Raw genomic sequence first — 23,285 nt, forward strand, 5'->3', positions numbered from 1 at the left:
CGGGCTTCCGTCCCACCCGCGCACAGCGGGTGGGACGGAAGCCCCACCCTGTACCTAGCGACCAACGGGCTGGAGCCGGCATGCAGAAGCACCCCCACCCCGCCTACCGCCTCGTACTGCCGACCGCAGCGGTACTCCTCGCACTCAGCGCAAGTGGCTGCGCCGCCCAGGGCTCCACCGCGACTCCCGCCGCCGCACCCAGCACGGCGAACGCGAAGGTGAAAGCCGCCAGCGGCATCCCGAGCTGGAACGGTCCTTCGGACGCGGCCCACCTGATCTGCACCGTCGACGCCAAGGAGGAAATCTCCGGCGCGCTCGGCCTGACACTGACCCAGCCACTCGCACCGACCTGGACGGACCGACTCTACGCCTGCGCATACCACTACCCGAATGGCACACTGCAGCTCTCTGTCAAGGACCTCCCCGACGCCGCGGCCACGACCGCCTGGTTCCAAGCGCGGCGCGGCACGGCACGGTCCACCACGCCCCTGATCGGCATGGGTGACGCGGCGTTCCAAGAGCCCGACGGGACGGTAATCGTCCGCAAGGACACCACCGTTCTGGTCGTCGATGTCAGCGCCCTGCCGTCGCGCGTCGGTGTGCCGCCCCGGGAGCGTGCGGTAGCTGCCCGCACGGTGGCCACCACGATCCTGATCTGCTGGAAGGAAGCCTGATCCCGGCGCCGGCATCCGCCGTTCCTCAAGAACCCCTGTTGCATGAACACCGTCCGCGGCCCCGACTGGCTGCACAAAGCCTCATCGAGACCGTCAGTTCGACCGACGCCGCGCCCCCTGCGGCCAAACGCTGAGCGTCACGTCCTGCGCGTGCCCCGTCAACGACAACCAGAGACTGAGGCGCCCCGAACGTCCAGACAGCGGTCCCACTACGGTGGAGCGCCCCTGCGCGCTCAGCACCCCCGCACACAGTGTTGTGGCCAAACACCGCCGCACCGGCCCACCGCTCACCTGGAGGGTGTCCGGACGACTTGCAGCCGTAGGATCGGCTGCCCTAAAGGAACGACGAAGTCACAAGTCCACCGCCGCCCGGCCCACAGGACACCGGACGGCTCGCGCCGCACGCCGGTCTCTTTCAGTGCGTCAGCGTACGGGTCTCCCCGTTCACCCGGGCGAAGTCGCACGCGCCGGCCGCGTCGACCGTGATGCCGTCCAGTGAGACAGACGGTGCCACCGCGGAGTCCAGGAACGGGTTCAGGCCGATGACCAGGAAGTCGTCCAACTCTCCCGCCGCGATCCGGATGACCGCCGCGCCACCCCTGGCGGCGTCGATGCGCACGGTGGCGGTGCGGCCCGCGCCGAGCGGCAAATCGACGGTGACCGGGCCCTCGTTGTCGCTCTGGACCAACACGGTCAGGTGACCGGTGTCCGGGCTGACGGTGCGCCAGTAGGCGTCCGCGCTGCCGGTACTGATTACGGGGAAGCCGACGGCCTGCGGGCGCTGCGGGGTCTTCGCCGCCAGCGCGTCGATGAGCAGCGTGCAGGGGCGCAGCAATTCATCCAACAGCGGTCCCTGACCGTGTAGTTCGAGTGTTTGACCGTCCGCCAGGTGATCCGCGAGCAGTTGCTGAACCCGGCGGTGCATAAACGGACCGCCGTGCAGCACCAGATGCGGATGCGCGGCCAGGGTTTCCCGGTTCGCACTCTCCAGGTCGACGATCCGGTAATCCCTTCCAGCGGCGCGCATCGCATCGTGGAAGGCCCGCAGCGGACGACCGCAAGCAGCGCCGGCGTCGTTCGCGCTGTGATTCGTTTCGGGGGACCATGCTGCGACCGCCGCGTACGGGGCGTAGAGCGCCCAACTGGCCCCGGTGACCTGCTCGGCAGCCAGGAACTCGGCACCGTGGGCGTCGAAATAGTCGACCAGCATCCGAACGGTGGCGGCCTTCTGGGTGGGTCGGCCCTGGGCATCAATCGGCGGACAGTCCGGATACGGCGGGGTGTGCATCACGTCCAGGTCCTCGCCCCAGTCCGAGGTTGCTATGCCGGTGTAGACGTTGATGCCGGTCGCCCCCGCCGCCAGGGCAAGCAGACTCTGGTGAAAGCTGGTCGCCCCGGCCGCGTAGGCGCGGTCGTAGAGCTCGGAAAACCCCCAGTTCTCCTCCAAATTGGGTCCGGCCGCGCGCTTCGCGGCGATCACGTAACGAGCGTGCGCGGTGTGGTCGGTCGACACCACGCCCATCCAATTGGTGAACCCGTAGCCGATGCCGTTCCAGGTCTCCGGACGGACCCGGGTCAGCCAGTCATCAAAGGAGTGGTGGTGCTCGGCTGGAGGATTGAGGTTGACCAGCACCGGCACGGTGGGAGACAGAGCCTCGGTCCAACTGTAGTAGGCCTCGGAAAGCAGTTCGGAATGGTAGCGGCCCCAGTCGGCGAGGGCCAGCTGCTCGGCGGGAGTGCCGGGGTCGCCGGGGCTACGCGGCTTACGTGGCGGCTCGATCGCGGTCCAGTCCTGATGCCGGGTGCCGTGGATCTCGTTGTACGCGTCCAGCGTTGCGTAGTGCTGGGCCAGGCCGCTGTGGAAGAACGCCAGGCCGGGCGCGCTGTAGTCGTAGGACCAGAGCGGCTGCGCCCCGTCGGTGAACAGGCCCTCATTGGCGATTTGGACCAGTACCACCGGTCCGTCCGGGGCGGTGGTGGCCCGCAGTACCTCCTTGTCGACGGCGCTCATCCACTCGCCGACCCGGGCCGCGAAGTGCGCGCCGAGCGGGGCTGGCAGCGGCCAGCGCTCCATCGCACCGTCCGCACCGCGTCGCGAACCGTTCCAGCAGACCCTCTCGCCGTCGGCATCGAGGGTGGCCTCGACCCGCGGGTTGGTCAGCGGGCAGATCCAGTCCGGCAGACCTCCGTAGTTGGTCTCGGCGTGGATGAACGGGCCGGGCTTGGCGATCACGCTGAGCCCCAGTTCCGCGCAGATCCTCAGGAAGCCGAGCAGGTCGCGGTCGGGGCGGGTGGCGCCGGTGAAGTCCGGCGGCGAGTCGGCGTCCGGCTGGTGGTGCCGCCAGGGGATGTAACTGCTGATCACGCGGATGCCGGTTTCGTCGCGCAAGGTGCGCAACCGCTTTCGCCACACCGACGCGTGGTCCCGGTAGTACGGGTAGTCGGCAGTGGCGAGCAGGCCGGGAACGCCGTCGGTGTGCAATATGCCGTCACGGAGCTCGATGCGCACAGAAATTCCTCTCGGGGGTGACACATGGGAAGTACACGTAGAACGCGGTGGCCCTGCGGGGCCCCTGCGGGCGGTGCGGGGCATGGCGGCGGTAGGAGCGGAGCGGGCGGTCAGCCCTTGCGGTTGCCCGAGATGGCGTCGCTGAACCAGCGACCGCTCTGTTTGACGATGCTCACCTGGGTCCCGTAGTCGACGTGGACGATGCCGAAGCGCTTGCCATAGCCGTAGCCCCACTCGAAGTTGTCCAGCAGTGAGCAGGCGAAGTAGCCCCGGACGTCGGCTGCGTCGGCACGGGCGTCGGCGACGGCGTCCAGGTACTCGCGGAAGTACGCGGCGCGGTCTGCGTCATGGACCAGTCCGTCCTGGTCGGGTGCGGCGTCGTCGAACGCCGCACCGTTCTCGGTGACGTAGAGCGGGACGGCCGGGTACTCGCGGCCGAGCCGCACACAGGGTGGCCCAAGGCAGCGCACCGCGTCCCAGCAGTCGGTCCACCAGGCGATCGTAGAAGTCCAGGCCACGCCGGTTCGCCGGGCCCCGGCCGCCGGGCTGGATTCGGGGCCAGGACAGCGAGAAGCGGTAGGAGCGACGCCGAGCCCGGCGACTAGGTCCACGTCCTCGTGCATCCGGTGGTAATGGGCGCAGGCGATGTCGCCGTTGTGGCCGCCCAGGACGGCTCCCGGGACGCGGCTGAAGGTGTCCCAGATGTAGGCCATCCGGCCGTCCTCGAACGCCGCGCCTCCGATCTGGTAGGGCGAGGTGACGACGCCCCAGAGGAAGTCGGTGGGAAAGCGGGAGTCGATGCGCGCCGACTCGGGCACCGACACTCGGTCGAGACGGGTCGTCATGGTTCTCCAGTCGGAGGAGCGGCAGGACAGTCGGCGAGATGCTGTAGGGGCGCCGCGATGCGAAACGCCAGTGGGAGAGCGCTCTCCTGATGGGAGTCTCGCGCCATTTCTCCGTGAGCGTCAAGACCAACTGGCAGGTTCGCCGCGCCACGAGAGGTGGAGACCGGAGCATCCCCGCAAGTGCGTTGACGTCGAGTCTTGACAGCAAAACGGACCGAGGGCGGGGGTTCCGGGGGGGAGAGCGCTCTCCTGTGTTAATTGTTTGTTGCCGAAACGTGATTGACGTGACGGAGATTACCCTGCTTGACTCCGCCTCGGAACCGGTTGCGGAACCGGTTGCGGAACCCGTCTTCGAACTGAGGAGCGCTACAGGTTCCTGTAGCCCACCAGTGCAGTGCGACACCAACGGAGGCGGACGTGCCCATCACCATCGCCGACGTGGCATCCCGCGCCGGAGTGAGCAAGACCACGGTGTCCCGGGTCCTCAACGGCAAGGGCGAACTCAACGCGGCTACCGCCGAACGAGTTCGTCAGGTGATCGCCGAGCTGGGATACGTCCCCAGTGCGGGCGCCGTCGGACTGGCCCGTGGCCGCACGCAGATCGTCGGCATGCTGGTCCCCTCACTGACTTGGCCGTGGATCGGCCAGGTGCTCCAGGGCGTGATAGACGTCGTGGAGGCCGAGGGGTTCGGACTGCTGCTGTTCACCTGCGACCGGGGCGAGGAGTCGCTCCGCCGCTTCGCCCAGCAGGTGTCGGCGAAGTCCTTCGACGGACTCCTGGTGATCGAACCCGAAGGAACCCTCGAGTACATCACCGAACTGCACGACGCCGGCCTGCCGGTCGTCCTGATCGACGACCGCGGCCACCGGCCGCTCTTCCCCTCCGTCGCCACCACCGACCGCAGCGGCGGCACCCAGGCGGGCCTGCACCTGCTGGAACTCGGCAGGAATCGGCCCGTTGTGATCACTGGGCCGATGAACTTCGGTTGCGCCCGGGAACGGCTCGCCGGATTCACCGAGGCCTACGCGGAGGCAGGACTACCCCTGAACCCCGAGCAGGTCGTGGTCGGTGACTTCACCTTCGAGCTGGGACGGTCCGCCGTCAACACGATCCTGGGCGCGGGGATGAGTTTCGACGCCGTGTTCGCCCAGAACGACCTCTCCGCAACGGGCGCTCTGCACGCCCTGCGCGAGGCGGGCCTGCGCGTTCCGCAGGACGTGGCCGTCGTCGGCTTCGACGATGTCCCGCTCGCCTCGTACAGCGACCCGGCGCTCACCACCGTGCACCAACCACTGCGCGAGATGGGCGACGCAGCCGCCCGCATGCTTCTCGCACATTTCAAGGGCACGGACCTGCCCACCGCAGCCACCGTCCTGCCCACCCACCTGGTCGTCCGGGACTCCACCCGACCCCGGCGCGACCCAAGCCTGTGACCCGACCGCAGTCCGACCCCGTGTAGGGCCCCGCTCCCACAGACACCCCCCGCGGCCAGGCCAGGGATCGCCCCGCGCGCCCTGACGCGCTGCTCGACATACTCAGGCGCACATCTCGCCTCAAAAGGCACCAAAAGAAGCACCATCCGCAACCCTCGGCTCCACCCCGGTCAACCCTCAGCTGACTTCCTTGAAGTGGGGATCCATGCGTATACGCCGCACCATCACCGTGACACTTGCCAGCAGTCTGGCGCTCACCGCGCTCGCGGCCTGCAGCAGCACCAACGCGGGGAATACGGCCGGAGCTTCCGGTACTGCCGCCTCGGTTCTGAAGATCGGCATGCCGAACAACGCGCTGACCGCCAATAGCAACCCGTACCTCAACTCCTCGGCCGCCGCGGGGCTCGGCTACCGTTTCATGATCTATGAGCCGCTCGGCATGGTGAACGACGCCAAGCCGGTCGACCCGGCCAAGCCGTGGCTCGCCACCAAGTGGGTCTGGAGCCCGGACTACAAGTCCGTTGTCTTCACCGTCCGTGACGGCGTGAAGTTCTCCGACGGCACCGCCATGACCGCCGACGACGTCGCCTACTCCTTCCAACTCCTGAAAGACAACTCCGGCCTGAACTTCAACGGCCTGGACATAGCCTCGGTCGCCAGTGGCGGCAACACGGTGACCGTGGGCTTCAACGTCTCCCAGTTCGTCACCCAGGCCAAGGTCCTGAAGACCTTCGTGGTGCCCAAGGCGATCTGGTCGAAGATGGCCGACCCGACCAAGGACGTGGTGGCCAAGCCCGTCGGCACCGGCCCGTACACCCTGGACTCCATCACCACCCAGAACGCCACCTTGAGCCTGCGCTCCAGCGGGTACTGGCAGACCCCGCCCAAGGTGAAGAAACTGCTCTACACCTCCTACGTCGGCAACGACTCGATGACCACCGCACTGACCAGCGGAGCGGCCGAGTGGAGTTACGTCTTCATCCCCAACGCCAAGACGGTCTACGTGGCGAAGGACCGGGCCCACAACCACCTGTTCTTCCCGCCCAGTTTGAGCGCGGACGGCCTGTGGATCAACACCACCGTCGCGCCGTTCAACGACGCCAAGCTGCGCAAGGCGATGTCCCTGGTGATCAACCGGGATGACATCTTCAATCAGGCAGAAGCCGGCTACTTCAAGCCCCTGGTCGACAGCGTCACCGGGCTGCCCACGCCGGCTGGCGTGCCGTTCATCGACGCCAAGTACAAGGACAAGACCCAGAAGGTCGACCTGGAGGGGGCCAAGGCCCTGCTGGCCGCTGCCGGCTACAAGCTGGCGGGCGGTGTGCTGACGGCCCCCAGCGGTAAGCCGGTCACGATCGCCCTCACCGACCCGGCGGGCTGGTCCGACTACCAGACCGCGCTCACGATCATCGCAGACAACCTGTCCCAGATCGGTATCAAGGCCACCATCGACAAGGCCGACGAGAACGCTTGGGGCAAGAACATGGGCACCGGCAACTTCCAGGCCGCGATGCACTGGAGCAACGGCGGATCCACCCCGTACGACATGTACCAGAACATCATGGACGGCACCGTCCTCAAGCCGATCGGCACCGACAGCCCCGGGGGCAACTACGGCCGCTACAACAACCCGGCCGCTACCCAGGCGCTCAAGGACTACGCCAACGCCCCCGACGAGGCGGGCCGGACCAAGGCCATGCTGGTCCTCCAGGACATCATGGTCAACGACGTCCCGATGATCGCTACCTCGGCCGGCAACGTCGGCGGCGAGTACTCCACCAAGAACTGGATCGGCTGGCCGGACGACAACAACACCTACGCGGGCGCCCAGCCGACCATCCCGGGGGCCCTGGACGTGGTGCTGCACCTCACGCCCGCCACCAAGTAACGAAGCACCCGTCCACAGTTCGCCCCTTCCGGTCCCTCCCCCGCTCCGGGGTGGAGGACCGGAAGGTACCTACCATGATGGGAATCCGGGCATGACGTTGCACCAAACGTCCTCTCCTCCGGCGCCACCGGACCATGAGACCGTCCTTGAGGCCGACGGCCTCACCAAGCACTTCGCGATGCGCCGCAGTGGCCGGCAGGCCATGACGCGCGCTCCACGGGTAGTGCACGCCGTCGACGACGTCAGCCTGAAGCTCCGCAGGGGGCGGGTGACTGCGCTCGTCGGTGAGTCCGGATCGGGGAAGTCCACCGTGGCACGGCTGCTCGCACAGCTCTACCCGCGCACCGGTGGCGACATCCGACTGCACGGCCAGTCGGTGACGGTGCGCGGCGGACGGCGCTTCCGAGCGTACAACCGCAAGGTCCAGATGATCTTCCAGGATCCGTTCGCCTCACTCAACCCGGTGCACACCATCCGCTACCACCTGACCCGGGCGCTGCGGATCCACGACAACGCCGGCAGCGGACGAGGTACGAATCGCGCCGCCGAACTGCAACAGGCGTTGGAGCAGCTCCTGGAGCGGGTCCAACTGATCCCGGCCACCCGCTATCTCGACAAGTTCCCGCACGAGCTGTCCGGCGGCCAGCGCCAGCGAGTCGCTATCGCCCGCGCCCTGGCGGCCGACCCGGAGGTCCTGCTCGCCGATGAACCGGTTTCCATGCTGGACGTCTCGATCCGGCTGGGCGTGCTCAATCTTCTGCGCGACCTCAAGGACCGGCTGAGTTTGGCCATCCTTTACATCACCCACGACATCGCCTCAGCCCGCTACTTCGCGGATGACACCATGGTGATGTACGCGGGCCGGATGGTGGAAGGCGGCGACAGCGAGACCGTCACCCAGTTCCCGGCCCATCCCTACACCCAGCTGCTGATCAGCTCCGCCCCCGACCCCGATCGGGTCTTGAACGAGCACAGCCTGGGGGCGGGCACCGAGGACACCGATGGTGGCGAGCCGCCCAGCCTGATCGACCCGCCGGCCGGATGCCGCTTCAATCCGCGCTGCCCCAAGGCCATGGACATCTGTCGTAGCGAACTGCCGCCCCGATTCGAGGTCCCGCTGCGCAGCGCCGCCCCCGCAGCCGCCCCGGTTACCCCACACTGGGCGGCCTGCTGGCTGTTCGACGGGACCCGGGCCACCGCGACAGCACCGGTGGCCGCCGGCACGGAGGCGACACGGTGAAGTACTTCCTGCAGCGGCTCTTCTTCTACGTGTTCACCGCGTGGGCGGCGATCACCGTCAATTTCTTCATCCCCCGGCTGATCCCCGGCGACCCGGTGATGTCGCTGATCAACAAGAACCGCGGCCAGATCGACCCGAAGTCGATCGCCTCGCTCTACGTACTGTTCGGACTGGACAAGCACCAGAGCCTGTGGAGCCAGTACACCGGCTACTGGAGCCATCTGCTCGGCGGCGACCTGGGCATCTCCTTCTCCAACTACCCCACCCCTGTGTTGACCATCCTGCAGAACAGCCTCCCCTGGACCGTCGCCCTGGCCGGCATCGCCACCGTCGTCAGCTTCGCCGCCGGCACCTTCCTCGGGGTCCTCTCCGGCTGGTTGCGCGGCTCCCGGCTGGACATCCTGCTCCCGGTGACCACCTTCATCTCCTCCATCCCCGCCTTCTGGCTGCGGCAGGCCGGCGCCGACATCTGGATCCACGAACACGACGCCGCGATTCTGCGAGACGGCCCGCGCAGCGCCCTGCGCCACGCCAAACCGGAACGCTCCATGCTGCCCTATCTCCTACGCCGACCCGCCGCGATCACCACCCCGCTGCACCTCGCCCGCAAGGGGGCCTTCACGGCTCCCGCCGTTCCCGCTGTACGTGTCTTCGACGCCGACCGGCGGCTGGACGGCGTCCCCGGTAGACCGCAGCCCGTCCTCCTGCCCGGCCACACCCAGGGCAGCACCGCATATCTGTTCCCCGAACGCGGACTGCTCTTCACCGGCGACGCCCTCGTCACCCACGACGGCCTGACCGGACACACCGGCCCCACCCTGGTCTGCCGCGGTTTCACCCACGACAGCCACGCCGCCCTGACCTCCCTCGACCGATTGGACGAACTGACCACCGTGACCCATCTCCTGCCCGGCCACGGCCAACCCGTCACCGCCGACCTCCGCACCGCCACCCGTCGGGCCCGCCACACCGGCCAGCGCTGAACGACGGCGAAGGCGGCCGGCTGGGCGGGAGCACCCGAGGCTCGGACCGTCATCGTGCGCAACACACCCCGCCGGCTCAGTCGTCCTGAGGCAGAGCCCTGATTCCCGAAGCTTCGGGTCTGCTCAGCAAATGCTGGGTGCCGATGGTGGCGAGCAGGGCGAGTTTGCTGTCGGAGTCACTGCCGGGTTCGGCGGTGTACATCACGATGCGCAGATCCTGCCGCTGGGTGCTGAGAATGTCGCAGTCCAAGTCAAGCCGTCCCACGCCGGGGTGGGCGATCGTCTTGGCGGTCGGGCCGTGTTCGGCGACCTCGTGGCGCTGCCACAGTTCACGAAAGGACGCACTCTCCTCGTTCAGCCGTGCAATGAGATGATGCAGCTGGGGTTCATCAGGGTAGCGGCCGGTGCTACGCCGCAGGTCAGCGACCATGGAAGCGTCGAAAGCTTCGGTCTCGCCCGACCGGCGGACGTGGCAATCCGAGATGCCGGCAAAGTGCAGCCACAGGACGTTGCGCTCGCTCTCCCGCAGCTGGGAAGGATCCCCCATCAGCGCCGCCCACATCGGGTTCCACAGCAGCAGCGACCACATGGCGTCGAAGACGGCGACTGGCCGGTCGCCGTCGCGTTCCACCAGACGGCGAATACTCGAGGGCACCAACCGGCTGATACGCCCGCCGCCGGTGGCATGACCAGCCAGCCGCAACAAGTGTTCCTGTTCGGCGTCGCTGAGCTGCAGCGCACGGGCGAGCGCAGCGCACACCTGCGCGGACGGCGCGGCGGACCGGCCTTGTTCCAAGCGCACGATGTAGTCCGCCGACACCCCGGCCACAACGGCCAACTCCTCACGCCGCAACCCACTGGTGCGCCGTCCGGTGTTTTCCGGCAGACCCACCGCGCGCGGTGTCAGCCGCTCACGCCACACCCGCAGAACGGCGGCCAGCTCACCCGATGCACCCACACACCCATCGTCGCACGAGGGCGACAGCAGCCTGGTACTCCCGTTACCAGGAAGAAGCATCCCTGGCCCCCGGCCTGCAGCGCACCGCAGACTCGACCCCATGACCACCACGCTGATCACCGGGGCCAACAAGGGCCTGGGTTTCGAGACCGCACGCCAGCTCGTCGCCGCCGGCCACACTGTTTATGCCGCCGCCCGCAACCTTGACAACGCCCAGCGCGCCGCGAAGGAACTGGGCGCGGCGCCTCTGGTCCTGGACGTCACCGACGACGCCTCCGTCCAGGCCGCCGCCGCGCACCTCAGCGCCGAACACGGGGTGCTCGATGTCCTGGTCAACAACGCCGGCATCAACGGCGGAGGACAAAAACCGCTGGGAGAGTGCACCGGTGCGGACATGGCCACGGTGCTGGACACCAACGTGGTGGGCCTTGTCCGCGTCCTGCACGCCTTCCTCCCCCTCCTTCAGCGCAGCACCAACGGCGTCGTCGTCAACGTGGGCAGCGGCCTGGGATCCTTCGCCCGCGTCCACGACCCCGAACGCGCCGAATCCCGCGTGCCCAACCTCCTGGCCTACCCGACGTCCAAAGCAGCGGTGTCGATGCTGACCGTCCAGTACGCTCGCGCCTTCCCCCAACTGCGCATCAACGTCGTCGACCCCGGTCCCACCGCCACCGACCTCAACAAGTTCCAGGGCTTCCAGAGCGTCGAGCAGGGCGCCGCTCCCATCGTTCAGGCGGCACTGCTCACCCCCGCCGGACCCACCGGCACCTTCTTCGACGCGGAGGGCGTCAGTCCCTGGTAATGACCCGGCTGCCGCCCGGCTCCCGCGCCCCTGCACGCCTGGCGCCGAAGAGTGATCCGGCGTGGCGTGCCGACCCAGCCGATCGCCGGAGCCGTCCGAACGCCCGCCAACGCGGCAGACCTCGCCGCTTCGGGCGCAGATGGTCCGCCTCGCCGACTACGACCGCCCCGACTGTCCCAACCCGAGTCACGCGCCTACTACGACCGCAAACGCCGCGAGGGAAAACACCACATCGCCGCCCTCATCGCACTCGCCCGACGCCGCATCGACGTCCGCGTCGCCATGCTCCGCGACGGCACCTTCTACCAACCACCCACACCGGTTACCGCTTGACGAAAACCATAGAGGCACCTTTTCGCGCCCCGGCGGCGTGCTGGTGGGCGCGGACCACGGTGGAGTCGACCGACACGAGCCAGTCGATAGCGCCGGCCGCGTCCGCTCACGCTTGGGCGGCCTGGAGCATCTGTTCGAACGTGCCGTCCAGAGCCCACCGGCGGAAACGGGTGTGCAGCGTGGCCCACGGGCCGTATCGGTCGGGCACATCACGCCAAGCCGTTCCGGTACGGAACTTCCACACGATGCCGTTGAGCACGGTGCGGTCGTCCGCCCGCCTCCTGCCTCGCGGCGACACGGGCAGCAGCGCCGGACGAACTCCCACTCGACATCGAACAGTTCATGGCGACGTATCACCCCACCATGATCTTGATCCACTACTCAAGATCTTTTGAAACACGGCCTACGACCCAGCGGCTTGCCCTGTGTCTTGCGCAAAATGGAGGCCATTGCCGTAGCCCCGCCGACCCGGCGAGACCGCTTCGGACGCGAGGGTCAATCTGGGTTAAGTCCGGCGGCGGCGTCATGTGGGGCTCTACGATGTTCGCTCTACTTGATCTTTCCCTGGAGCACCACGCGCCTCGAACACATCAGGATCGACAACTTCCGCGGGCTGAGCCACGTGGACATGCCATTCTCCCGATTCGGCTGCCTCATCGGCGAAAATAACGCAGGGAAGTCGTCGGTGTTCCAGGCCCTCAACATGTTCCTTCGCTCAAGCTCAGCGGTCGACACCGACTTCTTGAACCCGGTGCGGCCCATCCGCATCCAGCTTACTTTCGCTGGCATCGGTGCGGCAGACCTGCAGCGCCTTGAAGTGAGCCACCGCTTGCGCATCGAACCTGTGATCGCGGACGGACGTCTGACGCTGGCGCGGACGTACGAGGGCTCCGGCAAGGGCGGGATGTGGGTGGTCCGGAAAGTGCCGAGTGAGCCGCGCTTCCGAAAGGGAGTCCTGGAGGAGGTACTCAGGCCCAAAATCACCGCCGAGGAGCTTGAGGAAAACGTTAAGTACACCTACCCGGAGATCTTCGCCAAGCTGTCCGGCAAGATCAACCGTGCCGCTGTCAGGCGGGAATGGGCCGAGCACGTCGCAGCCCTTGGGGACGAGGAGTACACCACCGGCGACGACTCACTGATGACCGGCTTGGATAAGTCTGTGGCTCCCCTGCTGCCGGAACCGATCTATATCCCGGCCGTCAAGGAACTCAACGATGATCCCAAGACCAGTTCGACAGCAACGTTCGGACGGCTGCTGTCCATCCTGTTCGAGGACATCGCGCATCAACTTCCGCAACTGGAAGCATCCTTCGATCTGCTTCGAGGCCAGCTGAACGTCGTGTCACAGGCGGACGGCAGCGAGTCGGATGACCGATTGCGGGAGGTGCGCGAGATCGAATCGCTGATTCAGCGTAACCTCCAGGAGTCCTTCCCCCGTGCGAGTGTTCGCTTGGAGATTCCCCCGCCGCGGCTGCGTAGCCTGCTGGAGGAGGCGCAGATCGTCGTCAATGACGGTATCAGCGGCACATTCAAGACCAAAGGTGACGGCCTGCGCAGGTCGGTGGCATTCGCCATCCTGCGTGCCTACGTGGACCTGAAAACCGCGAATCCGACCCGGTCAGACAGCGCGCAACAGCCTTGTCTGCTGCTGTTTGAGGAGCCAGAGGTGTTCCTGCATCCACAGGCGCAGCGCAAGCTCTTCGAGGCACTGACCGTCTTCTCCGGCTACAACGATGTGCTGGTCAGCACCCACTCGTCGGCTTTCAGCGCACCGGGAGCGACCGGCACTTTCGTGAAGATCGTCAAGGATCACACGCTGAAGCCGCCGGCGAGCCGGGCCTGCGTGATCGATTTGTCCGACATGGGTGCCTGCGATCAGTTTGAGATCATCACGCATGAGAACAACGAGACGGCGTTCTTCGCCACCTCCGTGCTCCTCGTGGAGGGCCCAAGTGACCGAACCCTCATCCCTCACATCGCGCGGACCCTCAACCCGGAGTGGGACTTCGACAAGCATGGTGCCGCGATCGCCAAGGTCGAAGGGAAAGGCAGCATCGCGCGGTACCGCGGATTCTTCGAGCGCTTCGAGATGAGAGTCGCAGTCGTCGCGGACCTGGACCCCTCTGCCCACCGACGACGCGGTACCAGCGAGGACAACGCGGTCAGGCACAACCGTCAGCCGGCTCGTAGCGCACCCGACCTGTGACCTGACGCCGCAGCACCGCATTCTCATGCCGCAGGACCAACAACTCGGCACCCGTCACCGTAGCCCGACGCAGCAACACCCCTGGCATCGCCAGCAAGGTGCGAGTAGCGCGGTACAGCAACGGAACGATCACCCGCACATCCTGCCACCAACCGCACAAACACCACCCTGACCAGCAGCGATGACTTTTCGAGCCCCACAGGGAGCGTGAGCGCCACTGGTGGAGTTTGCAGCAGTGGTCTGCGTAGAGTTCCAGCCGCCGGTGACCTGGATGGAGGTACTGGAGTAGCCGCAAGCGTTGTGCGTTCCACGTTTCCGTGCCAGGCCGCCCGACCTAGCGAGTGGCCTCGCACGGACGTTCCTGCCCCGGCGCGCTGATGATGGCGGACCGCCTATGCGGCCCGCCATCCCGTCGCGACGGGATTCCAGTCCCGCTGCGCGCCTTGCGTGTACTGCCGCTTATCAGCATGAATTGGCGGGATTGTCGCCCGCGGAAAGTAGCTTGCGGGGTCGACCACTCCGGTGTTTGCGGCGTAGTGCAGGGCGTAGAGGATTGCAGGAAGGGCTCCTACTAGGCCCGCGATTGCTGTGATCACTCCGACGGGGCGTTGGGTGGTCCGCAGCGCGCTGACGAGATAGGCCACAAGGACGAAGAAGGCCAACGTCACGATGGCGGGCGCTGTTGAAGATGAGGAGGCAGCCGAAACTTCCATGGCGAGTGGTACTCCTTGCGACGGCGTCTGGTCCGATGTTCCGTCCACGCCGGTGGGAGATCCGTGACAGGCGTCAGCGGGCGCGGACGATCGGGCTCGGCGGCGTGGTGCGCGGAACACGGAGCGCGCTGAGGTGTGCGGAGAGCGCGGGGGCAAGCGCCAGGCCGCCCAAGCCCACCCCCGCTGGAACAACATCACCGCCACAGAAACTACTTGACCAGCAACGACGACCCACCAATCAACGAACTACAGCCACTGCATCAGCCAAATCTGATCGAATCTGTCTGTTTGAGCTCGCTCTGTTAGATGTATTGACACCTGATCGAACATTGGGGCTCAATACAGAACAGTCTGAAACTCCTGCGTGAAGTGAATCGACTCGAAGGAGAGTCATGTCCAAGCGCGCGCTCGTCGCGACGATTGCCCTGGCCTCGTCGTTGCTCCTATCCACCCTGACGGGCTCGACGCCCGCGCAAGCCCAGGACAACGGTGCATCGCGGACGCCGCCGATGGGGTGGAGCAGCTGGAGCTCCCTCAGATACGACCCGACCGAGGCCAAGCTCAAGGCTCAGGCTCAGGCGATGCACGACTCGGGCCTACTGTCAGCGGGTTACAAGTACATCAACCTGGACGACTACTACATCAAGAACCCCGGCACCACCGTCGATCAGTACGGTCGCTGGGTCGTCGACACCGGCAAGTTCCCGAACGGTATGAAGAACCTGGGCGACTTCATCCACAACCTGGGTGAGAAGTTCGGCATGTACGTGACGCCGGGCATCCCCAAGGCGGCGTACGACCAGAACACCCCGATCGAGGGCACGTCGTACCACGCACGGGACATCGTCTCGAACACGTCGACCTTCGAGTCGAACTACGGCGGGTTCGGCGATGTCATGTATTTCATCGACTACAACAAGAACCCCACCGCGGCTCAGGCGTTCGTGAACTCGTGGGCGAACCTGTTCGCCTCCTACGGGGTCGACTACATCAAGATCGACGGCGTGCACACCAGCGACCAGGACGACGTCATCGCCTGGTCGAAGGCGCTGAACCAGACAGGCCGCACCATCCACTACGGCCTGTCGAACACCCTGGACATCAACAACATCAAGACCTGGCAGCAGTACTCCAACAGCTGGCGGACCGGAGGTGACATCGAGTGCTATTGCTCGACCCTTACCAACTGGAGCAATGTCGGGCCGCGTTGGGCGAACCTGGCTCAGTGGGGGCAGTACGCCGGTCCGGGTGGCTGGAACGACCCGGACTCGATTGAGGTCGGCAACGGTGACCACAATGGTCTGACCGTGAACGAGCGGCAGAGCGTGATCACTTTGTGGGCGATCACGCGTTCGGTGATGATGCTGGGGAGCGACCTGACCAACCTGGACGCCGGTGACCTCAACATGCTGAAGAACGCCGAGGTGACCAACGTCAACCAGACCGACTCCGTGGTGGCCAGCCAGATCTCGAACAACAACGATCTGCAGGTGTGGGCCACGAAGCAGAAGAACCCGGACGGCAGCTACACGGTGGCGTTGTTCAACCGTTCCGACCGGGCTGGCAACGCGACGGTGACGGCCAACTTCTCCGACCTCGGGTTCAGCGGTTCCGCCACGGTGCGCAACCTTTGGGGCAAGTCGAACGAGACTCTCACCAACTCCGTCAGCCGGAGCCTGGCCCCGCACGAGTCCGCGTTGTTCAAGGTCACCCCGTCCGGCTCCTCGACTCCGGTCGGCGGCAACCTGACCAGTGACCTCTCCGGCCGTTGTGCCGATGACCCGAACAGCACCCTGGTGAACGGCACACAGCTGAACGTGTGGGACTGCAACGGCGGCGCCAACCAGAAGATCACCTACAGCTCCTCGGCCAAGACGCTGAAGGTGCTGGGCAAGTGCTTCGACGCCCACGGCGGCGCTACCACCGCCGGTACGCACGTTGAGATCTACGACTGCAACGGCGGCACGAACCAGCAGTGGAACGTCAACTCCAACGGCACGATCACCGGCGTTCAGTCCGGGCTCTGCCTCGACGTCACCGGGGCCACCAACCCCAACGGCGCCGGCCTGGAATTGTGGAACTGCACCGGTGGCGCCAACCAGAAGTGGACCCTCGGGTCCGGCGTCAAGGTGGCCTGACAAACCCAGTCGTGACTATCGTTTCTGATTGACCCGGTGACCGCACGGACCGACTTCTGGTCCGTGCGGTCTCGTCAAGGCTGACCCCGCCGGGTTCGTGACCGGGAAGCATGAGCTGCCGGTTCCCAACTGACGCAGGGGCCGCTCTCAAGGCGCCAACCTTGGAATCCGTGGCCGCGGAGCACGACGATATCGTCGTCGCAAAACTCAACGTCGACGACAACCCGGTCACGCCTCAGTCTTATGAGGTGAGGGGCATCCCGTGTTCTTCTCCCAGGGGGTTGTGACGGCGTCGGTGGTGGGCGCCCTTCGTCCTGCCCTGGATCCGGAAGTAGTGTGGCTGCTCGATGGACGTGCCGCCGGCCCAGGCGAAGTGGAGCTCTCGACGCCGCCGGCGGCCGCCATGCGGTCCAATCCATGCACCGGCTCAGCGTGTACGCCAGGACGCTCTCCACCACGGCTCCCCGGCCTCTCGCATCTCCCGATTCGCTGCGCCACCGCCTGCGAACTCGGCGCCACGCGGGCTACCGCTGCCGGTCTGGGCCGCGGGCGCCGGCCACCGCGTCAAAATTCCCGTGCCACAACGGATGAACGACATAGTCCTTCCCCGAAGCTGAACATCCGAGGCAGTTCAGACGCCCCGCCGGCTTGCGGGCGTTGCTGGCCAAAGTCGCGACCCGGCCACCGACCTGTCCGATTCGGGGCGATCAGCGGTGCGCTGCCGGGGCAGCAGCGCCCGGCTCAGCCCTTGCGGGTTGTAGCGGTACTCCGGCCAGCGCGTGTCGCCGGGCGGCAGCAGTCCCAGCACCTTGGCGTGCGCCGCGAAGGCCCATCCGTTCCCGCGCGACCAGCAGACCTTCACACGGTTCGGCGAGTGCGCACCCGACCCGTTCGGCCGGGGATAGTTGGCGACGCGGAACCACAGCTCGTCGGTGTAGTTGTACAGTCCGCGTCCCGCCAGGTTGTGCTTGGTGTAGGAGTACATTGCCCAGAGCTTGTTCAGGTAGGCGGTGTCACGCAGGTACGACGACACCCGCACGAAGACGGGCATCGCCATGTGCAGGGCATCGACCCATGTCCAGTCGATGTTGGAGGCGTTCGCGCCGTACACCATCCTGCGCAGGGACTCGCTGATGTCGCCCCTCCATGCCGGCTATCTCCCCCAGCTCCGTGCTGCCCCCACCGCCAGGCGAGCAGGGAGTCGAGTTGGTCTTCAGCCCGATTTGATGGGCCTGTTGGAGGGGGTCGTGCTTGCCCTCATCGAGCGGGTCACCGCCGAATCTGCTGACCCCGTGTTGTTTCGCCGACGCCTCCACGCTGGAATCGGGTATCCCTCCGCTGTTTACGAGACCGGAAACTGCCTCGCGATCACCAAGTTCCAGGTTGCGCCGCCCGGTTGAGCTCCTGTGTCGCAGCTGAGCAGTTCGAGCAAGCAACTGTGGCCTCGCAGTGACCGCTCCCCGACGGTCGGTCCGCGCAGCTCCAGCTGCCTCATATATGAGACACGATCGAGCCTAGGGACTCCGGTCCGCGCCGGTCAAGGTGCCCGTCGATTCTCGTGCCTGATGGGCGTGACATGTTCATATGTTCCTTATCTCGGCCGAATCTGGAAGCGGAGGGTCGATCCGGCGAACGCCGGGGAGGTGGGGTTCAAGGCATCCAGATGGATGGCTGACGGTGCGACAGGCGACCCGCGCGGCGCGACGGTTCGCTTGCGCGAGGCTCTTGACCTGCGACGGTGGCCTGGAGACTTCTGTTCGGAGTTGTTTCTTTGTCAGGAGGGTTGACCTCTGAAGAAACAAGAAAGCACACTGTGCACCATCTTCCCGGCGGAACCCGAAGCGCGTCCCCTCGCCAGCCATGTGCTGGGTCTTCTCTCCCCACGGTGAAGGACAACCTCATGCGACACGTCATGCGACTCAGGCCACCCCGGGGTCCTGGCCCGGAGCGTGCCCCCCGCTCCGGTCGCTGCCCGGACCTTCGCGGCACCACCACAGCAGACGGCAGGTCATGGTGAACGTCCGGCACAGTGTCGGCGACGCGCGACAGATGTGGAGCATTCCCGCTGCGGCGTGACTGCCGTCCGGGACCCCTCGACGGGAGCGTTCCCGCACCGGTTCGCGCTTGCCTCGAGTCAACGCATTCCTGCGGGCGTAGTACACCCGGTCACCCAGTCCCGAACGATCGGGTGCCACGACAAAGGAAAGATATGATGCATCACAGGTTGGCCTCGGCGGCCGCTACGACCGCCGCCTCCGGTGCCGCGCCTTGCTCGCCGGTGTCGGCCGACGAAGCCCGAACTCCGGCAGCGCCAGGCTGCGGCGTTCGAGCCGCGGGTGCGCCGGCCGCACCGCGGGTGATACCGGCGGGTGATTCGATCGCCTCGGGCATCGGCAGCCGAGCGGGCACCGACGACCTGAACCGGAACCACCAGGTCGCAGCAGGTACCGACCGGCACTACGCGCTAATTGGCCGGTTCGAGGGGAACGCACCCGACGCGACCCTGCCGGTTCGACACCCTCATGGCGTCGGCCCATTTCACCGAGGAGTTCGACCGGCCCGCGTTCGGTGGCGAGGTCCCCGGCACCGTTTCGACCGGGCGGGCGGTGGGAACGCCCGCCTGCCCGGTCGACGTGAGCCTACTGACCCCCGCCGACCGGTTCGACCGGCCGCACCCCGACGTCAGGGGCCATCAGAACCTCTGAAGTCGCCGCCCGCATCCGGTCAGGGGATGCCGCCGACCGCGTCGACGGCCTGCCGCGCGCCGACGCATCACGTGACTTCAGCCCTCCGATTCCTCATCGATCCGCAAGGAGATTTCCGTGTCAGGTAAAGCCCTGCACAAACGGCGCTCAAGCCGATGGTCGGCGGCCGCCGTCGCCGCGCTGGCCGCGATCGCGGCTCTGGCGGCCATGCTGACGAGCAACGCGGTGACCGCTTCCGCGGCCACCGGCTCCCATGTGACCGCTGTGGCGTCCGGACGCTGCCTGGACGTGATCGGCCAGAGCACCGCGGACGGCGCGGGCATCAACATCTACGACTGCAACTCCCAGGCCAACCAGGCGTGGACCCTCACGTCGGCCGGTGAACTGCGGGTCTACGACAGCCCGAAGTGTCTGGACGTGGCCCATGCGTCCACCACCCCGGGCGCGACGCTGCAGATCTGGACGTGCAACGGCGGAGCCAACCAACAGTGGAAGGTCAACAGCAACGGGACCATCACAGGTGTGCAGTCGGGTCTGTGCCTGGATGTGGTGGGCGCGAACACCGCGAACAGCACGCTGGTGGACCTGTGGACCTGCAACGAGCAATCCAATCAGCAGTGGGGGACCGCGGCGGTCGACGGCCAGCCGCCGACCGTTCCGGGCAGCCCGCGGGTCAGTAATCTGCTGTGCGACTCGGTGACGTTCGCGTGGAACGCATCGTCCGACAACGTCGGGGTGGCGTTCTACGACGTCTACCACGACGGGCAGTTGATGAAGTCGGTCAGCGGCTCGACGCTGTCGACGTCCCTGACAGTGGTCTCCGGCGTTAAGTGGGGGCTGTACGTCAACGCCCGTGACGCCGCGGGGAACGTCTCGCAGGCCAGTTCCACGGTCTCCATCACTCCGCCGCAGTGCCAGGTCGACACCCAGTCCCCGTCCACCCCGGGCAATCTGACCGGCACGGTGTCGGGCACCACGGTGTCGCTGAGCTGGTCAGCGGCCAATGACAACGTCGGGGTGAAGTATTACGACATCTATCGCGGCAGCACCAAGGCAGGCACAGTCACCGCGAACGGGACTACCCCGCCGGCCACCGCCTTCATCGACAGCGGACTGACCGCGAACACGAGCTACTCGTACTACGTGGTGGCCCGTGACGCACAGGCCAACAGCTCCGGCCACAGCAACACCATTTCCGTCAGGACCGGTTCCGCCTGCGGAAGTTCGGTGTGCACGGTGACCCAGATCGCCACCGACACCGACATCCCCTGGGGCCTGGTCACCCTCCCGGACGGGACGATCCTGTACAACCGGCGCGACGCGCACGACATCGTTCACCTCAACCCCGCCACCGGCGCGAAGACCACGGTCGGCACCGTGCCGAACGTGGACAACACCGACGGCGAGGGGGGCCTGACCGGCCTGGCGATCTCCTCCAACTACGCCAGCGACCACTGGCTGTACATCATGCACACCTCGCCGTCCGACAACCGGATCGTGCGGATCAAGCTGGAGAACGACAAGCTCACACTCAGCAGCGAGCAGGTTCTGGTCTCCGGCATCCTGCGGAACAAGTTCCATGACGGCGGACGGCTGCGCTTCGGGCCCGACGGCAAGCTCTACGCCTCCACCGGCGACGCCCAGAACGGCGACAACGCCCAGAACAAGAACGGCCTCAACGGAAAGATCCTGCGGTTGAACCCCGATGGATCGGTGCCCTCGGACAACCCGTTCGGGAACTACGTCTGGTCCTACGGCCACCGCAACCCGCAGGGCCTGGCCTTCGACTCCCAGGGCCGCCTGTGGGAACAGGAATTCGGCAACGCCATCATGGACGAGACCAACCTGATCACCAAGGGCGGCAACTACGGCTGGCCGGCCTGCGAGGGCACCAGCGGCAGCTGCGGGACCGCCGGGTACATCGCTCCGAAGCGCACCTACCCGACGGCTGACGGCTCCTGCTCCGGCATCGCGATCGTGCGCGACGTCCTGTACGTGGCCTGCGAACGCGGCACCCGGATGTACCGCGAGGTGATCAGTGGCGACGCGCTGACCAACGTGCAGACGTACTTCAACGGCACCTACGGACGGCTGCGCACCGTCGAACCCGCACCCGACGGCGGCCTGTGGCTCACCACCAGCAACAACGGCGATAAGGACAGTACCCCCAACAACAGCAACGAGAAGATCTTCCACGTCACCCTCGGCTGATGAGAGGCGCCCGGCCCGGGGTCTTTGCCGACCCCGGGCCGGGGGCCTCCCGGCCCACGGCCGACGGCCCCAGAACCGTTGACAGACCATCGAGGAGTCGAGGAGACATGAAACGAACCGGCACTTTAGTGGGTGTCGTCGTGGCGGTGCTGATCGGCCTGTTCTGGTCGACCGCCGCGCATGCCGGCAGTCCGCTGCCACGGGCGGCTGCCACGGCCGCGGCAGTCTTCAACGTCAAGAACTACGGGGCGCTGGGTGACGGCCACGTCAACGACAGCCCCGCGATCACCAAGGCGATCAACGCGGCCAACGCGGCGGGCGGTGGGACGGTGGAGTTCCCGGCCGGGAATTACAAGTCCAAGAACACCGTCCACCTCAAGAGCAACGTGACGATCCAGCTGGACGCGGGCTCCACCATTCTGGGATCGGTCGCCGACACCTACGACGCCGCCGAGCCCAACCCCTACTCCGCCTACCAGGATTACGGACACAGCCACTTCCACGACGCCATGTTCTACGGCGACAACCTGACCAACATCGGCTTCACCGGCTCCGGTGCCATCGACGGGATGGGCTTCCTCGTCACCGCCACCAGGGATCCGGGCCCCGGCGAGGCAGACAAGATCATCTCGTTGACCCGGTGCCACAACCTCACCCTGAGCGGGATCACCATCCGGCACGGCGGCCACTTCGCCGCGCTGATCAACGGTTGCGACCGCGTCGTCTCCGATCACCTCACCATCGACACGGTGAGCGACCAGGACGGCTGGAACATCATCAGCAGCACCAATGTCACGGTCACCAACGCCAACATCTCCGCCAACGACGACGCCCTCGCCTTCAAGAGCGACTACGCGCTCGGTGCCAAGCTGCCCAACGGCCACGTCTCCGTCACCAACTCGACGCTGACCGCCCGGTGCTGCAACGCGCTGATGTTCGGCTCCGAGACCTGCGGCGACTTCACCGACTACCAGTTCCAGGGCATCAGGATCAACGGCGCCAACAAGTCCGGCCTCGGCATGGTCTCGATGGACGGCGGGAACATCTCCTACGTCCACTACCGCGACATCACGATGACCAACGTGCACTCGCCGGTCTTCCAGAAGATCGCCACCAGGAAACGCTGCGGCAACAACCCCGGCGTCGGCCACATCGGCGGCATCACGTACGACAACATCACCGTCCCCGGCGGCAGCCCCAGCGTCACCCCGACGCTGTGGGGCGAGTCCGGCAGCAACCACATCAGCAATGTGACGTTCACCAACGTCAACATCACCGTCCCCGGCGGCAGCCAGGAGATCAACACCGGGCTGCCGAGCAACAACGCGAACAACTACGACCCCACGAGCATCGGCACCCGCCCGTCCTTCGGCTGGTACCTGCACAACGCCGACAACATCCGGTTCGTCAACTCCTCGGTGAAGTTCGCCGCCAACGACAACCGCCCCGCGGTCATCGCCAACGGCGGCGGACCTGTCGCGTTCGACCACTTCACCGCGCAGCGCGGCAGCGGCAGCGCGTACGACCTCGGATTCCAGTCGGTCACCGGCTACTGCGTGACCAGCAGCACCACCACCGGCGGCGGGCTGCGCGTCAACACCACCAACTCCACCCAGAAGTGCTGAGCGCCGGTCCCCGGAGCATCT

15 protein-coding genes and 2 pseudogenes are annotated in these 23,285 nt (G+C 66.5%); 12 read left to right on the plus strand and 5 right to left on the minus strand.

Translation table 11 applies throughout. The features are described 5' to 3' along the window. Positions 1 to 80 precede the first annotated feature (80 nt). Entirely contained in the window at positions 81 to 674 is a 594-nt protein-coding gene (locus tag O3W51_RS20970) for a putative collagen-binding domain-containing protein (protein WP_138353671.1), read from the plus strand. A 415-nt stretch (positions 675 to 1,089) separates the two neighbouring features. On the opposite strand, the gene O3W51_RS20975 is transcribed toward O3W51_RS20970, so the two are convergent. Both O3W51_RS20975 and O3W51_RS20980 read right to left on the minus strand, forming a co-directional pair. Next, entirely contained in the window at positions 1,090 to 3,183 is a 2,094-nt protein-coding gene (locus O3W51_RS20975; protein WP_187145090.1) for a beta-galactosidase, read from the minus strand. A 110-nt stretch (positions 3,184 to 3,293) separates the two neighbouring features. Beyond that, positions 3,294 to 4,028: pseudogene (locus O3W51_RS20980) on the minus strand (family 1 glycosylhydrolase). A gap of 417 nt (positions 4,029 to 4,445) precedes the next feature. Between O3W51_RS20980 and O3W51_RS20985 the strand changes: the two are divergent. The 4 genes from O3W51_RS20985 (at position 4,446) to O3W51_RS21000 (ending at position 9,573) form a co-directional block, all read left to right on the plus strand. After that, positions 4,446 to 5,462, plus strand: a complete 1,017-nt coding sequence (locus tag O3W51_RS20985; protein WP_138353673.1) for a LacI family DNA-binding transcriptional regulator — start codon at positions 4,446 to 4,448, stop codon at positions 5,460 to 5,462. 205 nt (positions 5,463 to 5,667) lie between these two features. Then, positions 5,668 to 7,350 carry an ABC transporter substrate-binding protein gene (locus O3W51_RS20990; RefSeq protein WP_138353674.1) on the plus strand — a complete coding sequence of 561 codons (1,683 nt, stop codon included), beginning with the start codon at positions 5,668 to 5,670 and terminating at the stop codon, positions 7,348 to 7,350. Between the two features lie 91 nt (positions 7,351 to 7,441). Then, positions 7,442 to 8,590 carry an ABC transporter ATP-binding protein gene (locus tag O3W51_RS20995; protein WP_138353675.1) on the plus strand — a complete coding sequence of 383 codons (1,149 nt, stop codon included), beginning with the start codon at positions 7,442 to 7,444 and terminating at the stop codon, positions 8,588 to 8,590. Then, complete coding sequence (locus tag O3W51_RS21000; protein WP_269287143.1) at positions 8,587 to 9,573, plus strand: MBL fold metallo-hydrolase; 987 nt, start codon at positions 8,587 to 8,589, stop codon at positions 9,571 to 9,573. Before O3W51_RS20995 ends, O3W51_RS21000 begins: the two co-directional genes overlap by 4 nt. A 76-nt stretch (positions 9,574 to 9,649) precedes the next feature. On the opposite strand, the gene O3W51_RS21005 is transcribed toward O3W51_RS21000, so the two are convergent. Beyond that, positions 9,650 to 10,531 (minus strand): helix-turn-helix transcriptional regulator, encoded by an 882-nt coding sequence (locus O3W51_RS21005; RefSeq protein ID WP_138357517.1) that lies wholly within the window; start codon positions 10,529 to 10,531, stop codon positions 9,650 to 9,652. A 100-nt stretch (positions 10,532 to 10,631) separates the two neighbouring features. Here O3W51_RS21005 and O3W51_RS21010 point away from each other — a divergent pair, with 100 nt between their 5' ends. Continuing rightward, positions 10,632 to 11,333, plus strand: coding sequence for an SDR family NAD(P)-dependent oxidoreductase (locus O3W51_RS21010; RefSeq protein WP_269287144.1), 702 nt, complete (start codon positions 10,632 to 10,634; stop codon positions 11,331 to 11,333). Positions 11,334 to 11,507: 174 nt separating this feature from the next. Beyond that, positions 11,508 to 11,666, plus strand: a pseudogene (locus O3W51_RS21015) (IS110 family transposase); the annotation flags it as partial. A 106-nt stretch (positions 11,667 to 11,772) separates the two neighbouring features. Here O3W51_RS21015 and O3W51_RS48910 read toward each other — a convergent pair. After that, positions 11,773 to 11,991 (minus strand): transposase, encoded by a 219-nt coding sequence (locus O3W51_RS48910; RefSeq protein ID WP_138357519.1) that lies wholly within the window; start codon positions 11,989 to 11,991, stop codon positions 11,773 to 11,775. A gap of 228 nt (positions 11,992 to 12,219) precedes the next feature. Here O3W51_RS48910 and O3W51_RS21025 point away from each other — a divergent pair, with 228 nt between their 5' ends. Next, positions 12,220 to 13,872, plus strand: coding sequence for an ATP-dependent nuclease (locus O3W51_RS21025; RefSeq protein ID WP_187145095.1), 1,653 nt, complete (start codon positions 12,220 to 12,222; stop codon positions 13,870 to 13,872). A 1,105-nt stretch (positions 13,873 to 14,977) separates the two neighbouring features. Further along, positions 14,978 to 16,723, plus strand: a complete 1,746-nt coding sequence (locus O3W51_RS21035) for a glycoside hydrolase family 27 protein (protein WP_138357520.1) — start codon at positions 14,978 to 14,980, stop codon at positions 16,721 to 16,723. Between the two features lie 631 nt (positions 16,724 to 17,354). Here O3W51_RS21035 and O3W51_RS21040 read toward each other — a convergent pair. Continuing rightward, positions 17,355 to 17,837 carry a glycoside hydrolase family 88 protein gene (locus O3W51_RS21040; protein WP_138357521.1) on the minus strand — a complete coding sequence of 161 codons (483 nt, stop codon included), beginning with the start codon at positions 17,835 to 17,837 and terminating at the stop codon, positions 17,355 to 17,357. A gap of 1,408 nt (positions 17,838 to 19,245) precedes the next feature. Between O3W51_RS21040 and O3W51_RS21045 the strand changes: the two genes are divergently transcribed. The 3 genes from O3W51_RS21045 to O3W51_RS21055 all read left to right on the plus strand — a co-directional run bounded on the left by O3W51_RS21045 (position 19,246) and on the right by O3W51_RS21055 (position 23,264). Then, positions 19,246 to 19,428, plus strand: a complete 183-nt coding sequence (locus O3W51_RS21045; protein WP_269287145.1) for a hypothetical protein — start codon at positions 19,246 to 19,248, stop codon at positions 19,426 to 19,428. A gap of 117 nt (positions 19,429 to 19,545) precedes the next feature. Further along, positions 19,546 to 21,639, plus strand: coding sequence for a PQQ-dependent sugar dehydrogenase (locus O3W51_RS21050; protein ID WP_269287146.1), 2,094 nt, complete (start codon positions 19,546 to 19,548; stop codon positions 21,637 to 21,639). Positions 21,640 to 21,779: 140 nt separating this feature from the next. Continuing rightward, a complete protein-coding gene (locus O3W51_RS21055) occupies positions 21,780 to 23,264 on the plus strand; it encodes a glycoside hydrolase family 28 protein (RefSeq protein ID WP_269287147.1) in 1,485 nt (494 codons plus the stop codon). Positions 23,265 to 23,285: the final 21 nt, after the last annotated feature.

The sequence above is a fragment of the Streptomyces sp. H39-C1 genome (genome assembly GCF_027158125.1).
Taxonomy (GTDB): Bacteria; Actinomycetota; Actinomycetes; order Streptomycetales; family Streptomycetaceae; genus Actinacidiphila; species Actinacidiphila fildesensis.